Source organism: Nostoc sp. NMS8, from assembly GCF_017115045.1.
Lineage (GTDB): Bacteria > Cyanobacteriota > Cyanobacteriia > Cyanobacteriales > Nostocaceae > Nostoc.
The window spans coordinates 1-12,458 of the sequence record NZ_JABXKK010000063.1 but is presented as its reverse complement, the minus strand read 5'-3'; the positions used below and the strand labels follow the sequence as shown (position 1 = coordinate 12,458).

The 12,458-nt window shown below is 38.9% G+C and carries 9 protein-coding genes and 1 pseudogene; 6 read left to right on the top strand and 4 right to left on the bottom strand.

Annotated features, from left to right (window positions below):
* The 6 genes and pseudogenes from HWQ39_RS11695 to HWQ39_RS11670 all read left to right on the top strand — a co-directional run.
* Positions 1-233: hypothetical protein (locus HWQ39_RS11695; RefSeq protein ID WP_292844459.1), on the top strand; the 233-nt coding region annotated here is incomplete at its 5' end.
* Between the two features lie 127 nt (positions 234-360).
* Entirely contained in the window at positions 361-834 is a 474-nt protein-coding gene (locus tag HWQ39_RS11690) for a hypothetical protein (RefSeq protein ID WP_292844456.1), read from the top strand.
* A 37-nt stretch (positions 835-871) separates the two neighbouring features.
* Positions 872-3,898, top strand: coding sequence for an N-6 DNA methylase (locus HWQ39_RS11685; protein WP_292844453.1), 3,027 nt, complete (start codon positions 872-874; stop codon positions 3,896-3,898).
* Between the two features lie 3 nt (positions 3,899-3,901).
* Entirely contained in the window at positions 3,902-4,561 is a 660-nt protein-coding gene (locus tag HWQ39_RS11680; RefSeq protein WP_292844450.1) for a hypothetical protein, read from the top strand.
* A 40-nt stretch (positions 4,562-4,601) separates the two neighbouring features.
* Positions 4,602-4,859, top strand: coding sequence for a phospholipase D-like domain-containing protein DpdK (dpdK, locus tag HWQ39_RS11675; protein WP_292844447.1), 258 nt, complete (start codon positions 4,602-4,604; stop codon positions 4,857-4,859).
* Positions 4,844-5,326 (top strand): annotated as a pseudogene (locus tag HWQ39_RS11670) (hypothetical protein); the annotation flags it as partial. The gene dpdK and the pseudogene HWQ39_RS11670, both read left to right, overlap by 16 nt.
* 13 nt (positions 5,327-5,339) lie before the next feature.
* Here the strand turns inward: HWQ39_RS11670 and HWQ39_RS11665 are convergent.
* The 4 genes from HWQ39_RS11665 to HWQ39_RS11650 all read right to left on the bottom strand — a co-directional run bounded on the left by HWQ39_RS11665 (position 5,340) and on the right by HWQ39_RS11650 (position 11,627).
* Positions 5,340-6,152 carry a response regulator gene (locus HWQ39_RS11665; RefSeq protein WP_292844444.1) on the bottom strand — a complete coding sequence of 271 codons (813 nt, stop codon included), beginning with the start codon at positions 6,150-6,152 and terminating at the stop codon, positions 5,340-5,342.
* Between the two features lie 195 nt (positions 6,153-6,347).
* On the bottom strand, positions 6,348-10,607 hold the full coding sequence (locus tag HWQ39_RS11660) for a PAS domain S-box protein (protein WP_292844442.1): 4,260 nt from the start codon (positions 10,605-10,607) through the stop codon (positions 6,348-6,350).
* A 42-nt stretch (positions 10,608-10,649) separates the two neighbouring features.
* Positions 10,650-11,060: a PAS domain-containing protein gene (locus HWQ39_RS11655; protein ID WP_292844439.1), complete on the bottom strand. Its 411-nt coding sequence runs from the start codon at positions 11,058-11,060 to the stop codon at positions 10,650-10,652.
* Positions 11,061-11,264: 204 nt separating this feature from the next.
* Positions 11,265-11,627 carry a PAS domain S-box protein gene (locus HWQ39_RS11650; RefSeq protein ID WP_292844435.1) on the bottom strand — a complete coding sequence of 121 codons (363 nt, stop codon included), beginning with the start codon at positions 11,625-11,627 and terminating at the stop codon, positions 11,265-11,267.
* Positions 11,628-12,458: the final 831 nt, after the last annotated feature.

Below are 12,458 nucleotides of genomic sequence, written 5' to 3'. Positions count from 1 at the left end.
AGTTGCGACTAACGTTCCAAGCCCAATTTCAACTTGCCCTAATTCCCACAACATTGCTCCGCGCGAGCGAAAGTCAGATGGCTCAATTTTTAGAAGCGATTCCCGTAGGAATTGGCATCATTGATGCGACGGGTCGCCCTTACTTTTTGCAAGTTTATCCATTGGTGGAGGGGGTGCAGAGGTATCCGCGAGGGTTTGACGTGAGGGTACGAGTCAGGGGGCTAGTGCAGTAAAGTTAACAGTTTTTAAACAAAACTTTAAAAATATTTTATTTTGGGGTATGTTTAAAACAAGTGTTTAAAAGTTAAACTAAATTTTAAACAAAATACAGCTGTATTTCGATGGAGTACAAAACCTTTTATGGCTAGTGGATTTACTAGACAAGAAACCATCGCCTTGACTGGCATAAGCTCTGGCAGACTAAGCTACTTAGACAGAACGGAGTTAGTAGTGCCAGAAAAGTTTGGTAATCCTCAGCACCCTAAAGTCGTTTATAAGTGGCAGCAAATTCTAGAAATAAAAACTATTGAAAGTTTAAGACAGAAGCTTTCATTACAAGAAATTAGAAAAGTTTTATATTTTTTAAAATCCAGAAATCATGAATATTCTTTTTTTAAGCATCGTCTTGTTTTTGTTAATTCGCAACTTTATTTAATTGAAGATATGCAAGATTTCGGTTTGATGATTCTAGAAACATCTGGGAAAAATCAGGGGCAAGTTGTAATTCATGAAATTGGGGAAATTGGAGATGTGATTACAGAATTAGCAATAGAAGCAGAGAAACATCATGTTTTAGATTTTGATAAACGGATAGGAATAGTTTTGAAGGGGTAAGAGAAATACAGACAGGAATCACAAGGAGAAACCAGTAATGAGTTCTAATATAGCTGTAAATAAAATATACCAGCGAGTAATGGAGCAGACTGGCTTCTATCATGATGGTGTGCCAACTATAGGAGTTACAGAAGCGGAAGATATTCGCAATAAAAATGAATATTTATACAAGTGCATTAAATATAGTGCTGTAATTAATCCTGAGCAAATTAACGCTACAGCAATCTATGAATTATCTGGTTCACCTTGTATTTATTTCACTCAATTAAATGAACCTAACCCTAGAGAGTTAGCTAAACTACATAAACTGTCTTGGAATCATGGTTCAGCCCCAATGTTGTGGGTAATTACACCTGAGCAGGTATTACTTTATAACTGTTATTCTCAACCCACGAAACAAGATGAAAATGATCCAACTCGACATTTAATCGAGAGCTTTGAAACTACTGAAAGTGACTTGAATCGCATGAATCAATTCGCTAGTCGTATGCAAATTGAATCAGGTGAGTTTTGGCAGCGGAAAAAAGCAAAGCAAATTGACCGTCAACAAAGAGTAGATTCAGTTCTTATAAGAGATTTGAATCAGGCTGAAGAGAAATTAACAAAAGAAAAAAAATTAGAGCGTCAATTTGCTCATGCTATTTTAATACGTTCTATTTTTGTTGCTTATCTGCAAGATAGAGATATTTTAAATCAAGAATTTTTCTCTAGTCGCTTTGGAGTAGATTCATTTAATGAACTCCTAAATGATAAACTAGCGACTTATGAGTTATTTGAGTGGTTGCAAACGATTTTTAATGGAGATTTATTTCCTGTCTCACTAAAAGAAAGAGATGCTGTAGCTAAAAAACATCTTGAAGTTGCACAAAGTTTAATAGGTGGTGTAGAAGAAATAGCAACAGGTCAACAACGTCTATGGCGGGCTTATGATTTCAAAGTCATACCCATAGAATTGATTAGTTCAATTTATGAAAGTTTTATTTATGCTAATGATTCAAAATCAGCAAAAGAAAATAGCACACATTATACACCTATAAATTTAGTTAATTTGGTACTTTCTGAAGTATTTAAAGAACTTGATGGCGATGCTAAAGTTCTAGATTTTGCTTGTGGTTCAGGTGTATTTTTAGTTGAATCTTTGCGAAGATTAGTTGTTAAACGCTGGGCTAATGGAGAATCACCAACTCGTCATTTAATTCGGGAAACTCTCTACAATCAAATTTATGGTGTAGATATTAATCCAAATGCAGTTCAAATTGCTGCTTTTAGTCTTTACCTTACTGCTTTGGAATTAGATTATGAATTAGAGAAAAATCGTCAATTAACAGATGATTTAAAATTTCAAAAGCTAATAGGTAATAATTTATTTGCCAGTGACGCATTTGATGAAACAGCAGAATTTAATCAAATAGAACAATTTGCACATAAACAATTTAGTGCAATCGTTGGTAATCCACCTTGGACAAAACCTAAATCAAATAAATCAGCAGAACAATATTGTCAGCGTAAGCGTCCTGATTCAGGTTATCCAGACGGATATCCTACAGCTTATGGTACACCTCCAGACCAAGCATTTTTATGGCGTATTGGCGACTTTGCTAATAATAAAACTTGCATTGGTTTAATTTTGCATGGCAAGCCTTTTTTCAGCAATGACACAGCAGCTACAAAAGCAAAAGAATCTCTGTTGATGAGATTTAAACCAAAAGTTATTGTTAATTTATCCAAACTGCGTAGAGAGCATATATTTCCTAACTCTGAAGCTCCAGCAATGATTTTAATTGCAGAAGGTAAATATTCAGAACAGAGAGATACTTTTTATTTTGTATGTCCAGAACGTTCTGTAGATTTGCGACGACACGGTATTGTTGAAATCGGAGCCGAGCATATTAAGAAGCTTCCGGTTGTTAGCACAGCTTTCGACTCAGATATGCTGAAAGTTGCTAGTTGGGGTAGTGCTAGAGATATACGTCTGCTCCAAAAATTGGAAAATTTTTCAAACATTAAACAAGTTGTAGGAAATCCACCTAAGAATGGATTTAAGTATGGACATCATCGTAAAGTTCCGCAAGAATTGATGGACAAAAAATGTCTAGCTTCTAGCAAAATGCCTAGATATCAAATTGATGTAAACGAACTAGACTTACCACCTGCAACAATGGAGTCGCCAAGGGATTCGCAAATTTATAAAGCTCCATTGGTTATAATTTCACAAAGTATTGATGGGAATGAGGCATTTTCTGCTTTTAGTCAAGAAGATGTTGTTTACACACAAAGGTATTCAGGTATTTCTTTTGCAAAAAATAAAGTCCACTTAGCTCACTACTTAAACGGTATTATAAATTCTTCAATAACCAGTTACTTTTTATTCTTAACAGCTTCATCATGGGGTATTGAGCGCAACGAAATTAAAACACAAGATTTAGAACGTCTTCGTGTTCCTAAACCAAATAAAGATAACGAAAGATTTATTAATCAAATTATTAGAATAGAAGGTAGATTGCGTGAATCTACCAATAAATCTGTTGAGAAAGATTTTAAAAAACAACTTGATGAAGCTGTATTTAATCTCTACGTTTTAGATGATAAAGAACGTATTTTAGTTGAAGATACTACGCGAATCACGATTGATTTGTATATGAATCGTGAAAAATCTACAGCACTAAGAAGACCATTAGCTGCTGATTTAGAAGCGTATGCTATACAATTCATGAGTGTTATTAAACCTTTTCTTCAAACACTTAACGAAAGAAGTATAGTTGCTGATATATTTAGTATTCCTAAAACACCATTACAGGTGATGAAATTTAGCATATTACCATATCCAGGTCGTGAGCCAGTTATACAAACTGTTCAGGCTGAAGATTTGGTGACTGTGCTGAAAAGCATTGCGAAACAACTACCGTCGCAATTGGCTGACCGCGTTTTCACCCGCCGTAATACCAGAATTTATAACGGCGAATATTTGTATATTATTAAACCTGCTCAACTGCGCTACTGGAGTCGTTCTGCTGGGTTGAATGATGCTGATACTGTTTTAGCTGAACATTTAAGGACTCGTTAAATTATGTTGCCATTGGATGATTCAGGTGCTGTTGGACAACCATCATTTATTCAGCGATATGACATTATCGCAACAGTCCTTGATCTCATTCAAGCAGCTTGGATTAAAGTATGTCAAAAACCAGAAATAAATACCCAAAGTGATGAAGATACTATTGCTGGAGCATTACATAATGAGATGTGGGCTGAAAAGGAACGCCGGGGTATACATGGGCCACCAAGAATTGAGAATGAAGTAGCAACAAGGCGTTCTAACAAAAGCTTGAAACCAGATGGTTTTATAGATTTTAAAATGGTTTACTCATGCAATAGTCTTGAAGATTATTTTGGTATAGAGTGTAAGCGAGTCAGCAGTACAAAACCAGATAGAAATTTAGCGACAAAATATGTTTTAGAGGGTGTAAAAAGATTTGTTGTAGGAACTTACAGTATAGGTCATGACTATTCAGCAATGCTAGGCTTTGTGATTGACGGTAAGGTTCCTGAGTGTATTGATTTGATTTGCGATCGCCTGAATAAATATAAAGGTGATATATCTTTGAAAGAAGATTGGATTGATGAGCCTGGTTTTGGAAAAACACCAAATTTATATCGTACTCGTCATCTTCAATACGGTCAAAAGGATTTAATGATGATTCTCCATTTATTTCTCATAGTTAATTAAATTTTTATCCTTAAGAATCTCCTCAAATTTAATAAATTAAATGCCTTCCCGCTATATTCACTCCCGCCTAAGTTCCCGCCAAATCCCTGACTTACTCCAAACAATCTTCGTCGCCGAACTTATCATCCCTAGCCAATGTGTGTGGCTTGTTTCCCCGTGGATCTCTGACATCCCCGTTATCGATAACACCGCCAACACCTTCCTTTGCTTAGAACCCTCATGGAGTCGTTCCCGCATTCGCCTCTCTCAAGTCCTCGCCACCCTAGCTGAACGGGGAACAACTTGTTATCGGGATTAATAACTAAGCAGCAAGGTCAACTAATAGTGAAGAACCACATTTATGAAGAGGTTTTTAACCAAACTTGGGTAGAAAAACAATTAGCAAAGTTGCGACCTTATTCGCAAGCATTAAATGCTTGGGTAGCCTCCGAACAGCGTGATAATTCACGACTATTACGCGGGAAAGCTTTACTTGAAGCTCTAGCTTGGTCACAAGGCAAAAGCTTGAGTGATTTGGATTATCAGTTTTTAGCGGCTAGCCAAGAATGCGACCGGCGAGAAGTTGAGACATGGTTAGAAGCAGAACGAACTAAGGAAGTTAAAGCTAGATTGGTTCAAGAGCAAAAAGCAGCTAGATTCCAAAGATTATTTTTTATCGGCGCATTCGGTTGGGCATTGATAGTTGTTTTAGGATTGGGGGTGGTGACTTTCCAGTATAAAAAGCACTGTTCAGTGACCTCAAAGCAATTACTAGATCAACCTTGAACCAAACACAATTTTAGTGAGTGTTGGGATAGTAAGCACTAGTACATAAATATTCCTGCTCTTTGAACTCTAGATAACTAAAGCTGATTTTCACATCTAGATTCCGACCATCTTGAGTTAGGTGAATAGATTCAAAACTGGAGGAGTCTTTTTGTCTAAGTTCCTGCCATTGTGAATGCCAAGTTTCTGCGGGAAAATAGGGATCAATATCGTGAACGGTCATGTTCTGTAACTCTTTGCGAGAATAACCTAACATCTGGCAAGCTGCTTCATTTACATAAACAAACTGGGCATTTGAATTAACAAAAAAAATTGAATCTTTAAACTTATCTAAATAAAATTGGCTTAACCGCAGTGCTGATTCTGCTTTTTGGCGAACGCTAATTTCCTGTTGCAAAAGTACATTTTGCTCAGTGAGTTGTTTTTGTAGTCTTCGGATAGTCAAGTTATTTTCCACACGGGCAAAAACCTCTTCTTCACTAAAAGGTTTGGTAATATAATCTACCCCCCCGACTGCAAAAGCTTTAACTTTGTCAAATACTTCATCCAAAGCACTAATAAAAATTACTGGGATGTCGCGGGTTATCTCCGAGGCTTTCAAATGTTGGCAGACTTCATAGCCATTCATTTCTGGCATCATGATGTCAAGCAAAATTAAATCTGGCGGTGCAGCTTGTACTGTTTTCAAAGCTGTTGCGCCGTTAATCACTCTGCGAATTTCATACCCAAGCTGAGTTAGCATGGCAGATAAAAGTCGCAGATTGTCGGGTGTATCGTCAACAACAAGAATATTTCCTTTTGATTGCTGAACTTGATGGTTATCCATATTTAAGTAAGTAGGCGTAAATAATTGTTGTTGGGATAAGGCAATAGGTATAAGGGTATTAGCCTAATTTATTTTTATTTCCATAGTTTGATTTTATTGTGCCAACTCACTTATTAGAACTGATTTAAAAAGTAAATATTAGAGGGTTTCGGTTTGATGTGAACTTGGATATACTAATTATTGGAGTTGTTGCTCTTACGGTTGGGTTAAATCAATAACTTTATCAATCCGAAAGTTATTAACCCAATCAGACAGAGTGTTTGCCAAAAAAGCAGATTCTTCAGGAATTTGCTCAAGCAAGCTAAAAATTAGTTTTTCATCAGTACGCAGTGCCGCTTGGTGTAGCTGTGTCACCCACTCAGTGGGCATCTGAGCCAGAATCTCTTCTAATGATAGAACTTTAAGGTCGGAATTCTCTAGAAATTGGTCTTTTTGAAGGGGTTCCTGTTCATACACATAACGCACCCCTAAATATTTAGATATTATATTTAAGATTACTTCTTCTCGGAACGGCTTACGCACAAAATCGTTGCAGCCTGCCGATAAAACTACAAACCGTTCTTCGTCAAAAGCACTAGCAGTTAGAGCAATAATCACAGTAGCTTGACCTTTTAAAGTAGCTCTAATTTGTTTAGTGGCTTCATAGCCATCCATTACAGGCATTCGCATATCCATGAAAATCAGGTGGGGTTCCCATGTTTGCCAGAGAGCGATCGCTTCTTGGCCATTAGCTGCTATCTGAGTTTCAAAACCAATACTATTAAATAACTGCATTAATAAATCACAATTGTCTTCGCGATCGTCAACTATCAGGATTCTGTATACAGGTTGGCCTGGTGCCAAAGCAATTACTCGGCGTTTAAGTGTTGGTGGTGCAACATCTAATGAATCTGCTAATTCAATTTTGATATCGAAGTAGAAAGTTGAGCCACTGCCTACCACACTATGAACTCGGATATCACCACCCATTAACTGCACAAATTGACGGCTGATTGTTAGTCCCAATCCTGTCCCTTCTCTCACATGTCTAGCACTTGTAGTCTGAACGAAAGGCTGAAATAAATTATCTAATTCTTCGGTAGGAATTCCCAACCCTGTATCTTCAATTTCAAAGGTAATCAGGGATTCGGGATTGGGCAAAGTATTCTCAGGATTATCTTTTCCTATTTTTACACGCAACGTCACTCTCCCAGTATTGGTAAATTTGATCGCATTTCCCAATAGGTTGATCAGCACTTGTCGAAGCTTACTTTCGTCTGTGAGGATATATTGATGCAAATTTGGGGCAAGTTCAAATGAGAGTGATAACTTTTTGTCCTTGGCTCGTACCTGGAACATCTGTTGTATTTCTTGCAATAACCTATGCAAATCAAAGGATGTCGGGTTAAGAACAATGCGTCCAGCTTCGATTTTGGACATTTCCAGCACATCATTAATTAAGTTGAGCAGGTGTTCTCCACTACGATTGATAGTTGCTAAAGAGTCTCGCTGACGTTTGTTGAGGGTGGTATCTCGTTCCATTAGCTGGGCAAAACCCAAAATGGCATTGAGTGGTGTTCGCAATTCATGGCTCATGTTGGCTAAGAAGGCGCTTTTTGAACGGTTAGCAGTTTCGGCGGTTTCTTTAGCAATCCGTAGTGCCTCCTCAGCTTTGTGCCGCGATCGCCCAATGGCTATGAGTTCGCTCACTAGTTGCAGTAAGTTGATTTCCTCTTGGCTCCAAGTTTTGGATTTGTTAACAGTATCTAATTCCAGTAATCCAACGACTTTGCCTGCGTAAATCATCGGTACAGCCACTACAGATTTAATTAATTCTCTGTTAGTCAATTCTGTATCGGCGTTCGCCTTTGGTGAAATATTTGCAATGCGAGACGCTTGTAAACCTTGAATAGGATTACCGTTGAGAATTTGGTTATAAAACCAAGGCAACGGCTCAGATGAAGTGGTGTTGTTTAATAATATGCTGCTAGGATTATACCACTCATGGGCGATGTGAAATTGCTGTTGTGGCTCGTGATATTCAAAGATGCAGCTGCATTCAGCTCCCATAAATTCGGTGATCGCTTGCAGCGTAAAATTGATTGCGGTATCTGCATCTTGGTCAATAAACTGGCGAGAAATGCTGTTTAATAGTCTATCTACCTGAGCGCGATGCCAAAGTGTGGCTTCAACTTGCTTACGTTCAGTCAAGTCTTGCACCAACCCCTGAATAAGTGTGCGCTCACCCAACTTAAATATAGTTAACCACACCTCAGCCGGAAAATCTGTACCATCGGCGCGACGGTGAACCCATTCAAAACGATGTCTGCCTTGCTCGTAGGCGATCGCAATTTGTTCACGAGCTAAACTAGCAGAAGTTTGTCCGTTTGGTTGAAATGGCGGTGAAAATTCACTGGGATGCTTCTGTAAAAACTCTTGCCGAGAATAGCCGAATAGTTCTTCTGCTGCCCGGTTACAATCAAGGGGAATTCCGTTTTCCTGTAACATGACAGCAATGCTGGTTGATTCGTAAAGAGCGCGAAATCTGGCTTCTGATTGTCGCAAAGATTCTTCTACTAGTTTGCGTTCGCGCAGCGCAGCTTGCTGTTCGCTAATATCTGTAATTACAGCATCTATACAGCCATCTTCAGCATTCCGTCTCAGCGATATTAATCCCCAACCAAGAGATTTATCCCGACGACACAGTTGCAACTCAAAGTTACGTACCTCACCCTGCTGTGCCATTTCTGCCAGGAGATGTTGGCGATCGTTTGGATTAGCGTAAAATTCCGTCGTGAATTGCTTGCCAATTAGATCAGCGGCGGAACTATAACCTAAAATTTCGGCTTGGCGTTGGTTAGCTTCCAAAAACAGCCCATCTTCTAAGCGAATGCGAGCAATCCCCACTTGAAAGTTTTCAAAAATGTTGCGATATTTCTGTTCGCTGCGACGTAAAGCTTCTTCTGACTGTTTTCGCGCCGTAATATCCCGGAAGTACCAAATTCTACCGTAGTAATCTTCTGTTGGCGATCGCACTGATGCCGAATAGCGATCTAAAGTCCGTCCATCTTTGAGGCGAATTTCATCCCGGCTGATTTGTTCTGGATGGGCGTAGAGATACTCAACTTTTGCCAGAAACTCCTGTGGCTGTTCGAGTTTGTCGAGTACTAATTCCAGTAATCGCCGATCGTTACTATTGATAAAGGTTTCTGAAATTTGCCATAACTGGCAAAAACGTTGATTGTAAGATACTATTTGACCATTTTCATCAATGACTAAAATTCCATCAATTGAAGCTTCTTGTTGGGCTTTGAGTATAGCATTACTGCGGTGTAAATCTGCCTCTACTTGCTTGCGTAAGCGAAGCTCGTCGTAGACATCGTTAATGTCAGCAACCACTGCTTCCAAACAATTATCTTCCAGATTTAAACGTAAGGAAAACAAGCCCCAGTGCTGCTTACCGTCGCACCGATTAAATTCTAGCTCAAAGTTGTTGAGTGAACCTTTTTGACGCAGTTCAGTTATTAGACGCTGGCGATCGCTTGGGTTTGCATAAAAATCTGTGGTAAATTTTGTGCCACCAATTAAATCTGCTACAGAACTGTAGCCTAATAGCTCGGCAAGGCGTTGATTGGCATCTAAAATCAGCCCATCATCAATTCGGCTGCGAAGGATGCCAAATTGAGAATTCTCGAACAGGTTGCGAAACTTTTGCTCACTCTTGAGCAAAGCTTGTTCAGCCTGCTTCCGCTCTGTAATCACACGCGCAACGCTGATCAGTACCAAGTTACCATCGATATCATCAGTTGTAGCTAAGTTTGTGGCTTGCCATTGCCAACTACCATCCTTGAGTCTAGCTCTATACTCAACTTCCAACCTCTCCCCTGTTGTTACTACTCTGTTAACTGCATCTAGACAACTTGGTAGGTCATCAGGATGAAGAAAATCCGCAAATGGTATACCTTCTAACTCAGTTGTTTCATAGCCTGTAAGCTTGGCTAAATTGGGCGAAACATAGCTGATTCGTCCTTCTAAGTCAATCAGAGAAATAATATCATTAGAATTTTCCACAATGCGCCGGAACTTAATTTCGCTTTCGCTCAAGGCTTTCTCTACTTGCTGACGTGCAGTAATATCCCGAAAACTCCAAACACGTCCAATAATTTTATTGCCCTGCCATTGAGGTTGAGAGTAACGCTCAAAAACACGTCCATCTTTCATCTCTACCAAATCAAAAGCTTCTTGTTCTGGGAACTTATAAAACAGTTCCTTGACTCTAGCAATAAAAGCTTCAGGATTTCGCGTTTGTTTAGACATAAACTTGAATCGTTCATTGCTTTGAGAAGGTTGCAACAACGATTCTGGTATCGACCACATTTGAATAAACTTTTGATTAAAGACTGCTACATCAAAGTCCTGATTTACAACTATAATTCCATCAGCTGTAGATTCCAGTGTCGCTTGCAAAAGAGACAAAGTTTCTGCTTTTTTTTGTTGTGCTAAGTAGCGTTCTGCTTCCTAATGTTTTGCTTTAGTGACATCTCGAATTACTAATATAGATGATCTGTCACCTCCTGCAAGTTCGACGCAGTTGCCTGATATTTCTAAAATTAAGGAGCAATGCTTGCCGTCATGAAATTCATATTCTTCTGTGATTTCATACTCTCCCCCTAGAACCCTCATATTTGGATAGGACTCTGGCGCAACTGCTTCACCAGCTAGGCTCAGGAATAACAAGTCACTCAGCTTGGCATTAAGAACTAGAATATGTGGTTGGTTAACAAGTTTATCAAAAGCAGTATTGCACCATTGTATCTTGCCATTACTACCAGTCCAGACAATAGCATCAGCGATCGCTCCCAGCGCTACCTCCATCTTGCCCAAAATTGCCCGTAATTGGTTGACCAAACTAGTCAAATGTATGCTCATCAGCAGACTCCTATTTTAGAAGCAAGGTTAGCGGTCACGTCGCTTCTCTACGAAAAGCTGCGCGTAGCTTGCTTCTCCGTAGGAGTACGCTCCGAATTCAAAATTCAAAATTAATAATCCCCATAAATAAATTTGGTTGCTCTGTATCATCAGTCTTTGTCGGTCAATTTGTGGTTTCTTTGCCTACCCGTCTCTCCATTTATTTTAAAGAGGACGCAACATGGCCATAAACACCCATTCCCCGTGATCTTTCTCTGCCATAATCAAATGCTCGGCTTCAATTTCTAGACCATCTTTGGTGATGCCGACTAAACGTAGTGGGTGATTAAGAATAGTAGAATTTTCTGTTGAAAGAAAGCGGGAAAAACCAAGATGGTGCGGGGTATGAAATCCCTCTGGAATAACTACTGTAATGATTTGACCATTAATTTCCGCCATGCTCCAGCCAAAAATAGACGTAAAGCGATCGTTTACATAAGTGACAAAGCCTTGTTGATCTGTAATTACAACTGGCACGTCTGTTTCTAGCTTCATGTCACTCAGGCTTTTCATCGCTGCTTCAGTCATAAAGTTTTGCTACGGTTGTCTCAAGAATAGATCACTTTTATTTTAATTTTAATTGCTTGATTTTTTGCTGGGAGCAATGCGATTTTGTGAGGTCTGGTCAAAAACAAGTGATGCCTACGGCGGGCTACACTTACGCTAAATTCCTATCTCACTAATAAATTGTTATTTATATAAAATATATAGTAATACTACATAGAAGCTCAAGGTGAGTTTAAGCCACAGCTTGCAAGACTCCCTTTTTTGAAATAACACTCCACTCGAAACAGTCACTCAGGTAGCAGGCGACCTTCAAGAAGCCCAGTCTGCTGATGAGCAATCATTGAGAACCAGAAGCTATCAAAGAAAAGCCTCTTGTTCACGACATTAGTCGCATATCTTTGCGTCGTCCACAGCCACAACTTGCAGTTAGCCAGCCAGGAGACCATTATGAGCATGGCGGATTGGACTTTTCTTTTTAAAGATGTGTTTTGGGGAAACCTTATCCCTGAAATGTTTGATGGAGTGAAGTTTGAAGTATCTCAATTATATCTTTCTGACTTCCGACTTCTGCCCTCTGCCTTCTGCCTTACCCCAACCAAGATCACCAAAAGTTGCCAATAACCCATATCTTGTCCTAAGTACTTTTGAAGTATTTCGTGACCGTTTGGCTAAATTATGGTTCAAATCACAATTGTTGACACCATCAAAAAAAACCAAAAACAGTTATAAATATATCATGGGTGAAAAAGTACTTAAGTTCTGTGCTAAATATATCTTTGTCTGTAGAGGAATTTGGGTAGGGACTTCCAAAGAATAAATTATTCCAAGAAAAACAAGAGACAGGTTTTCTCA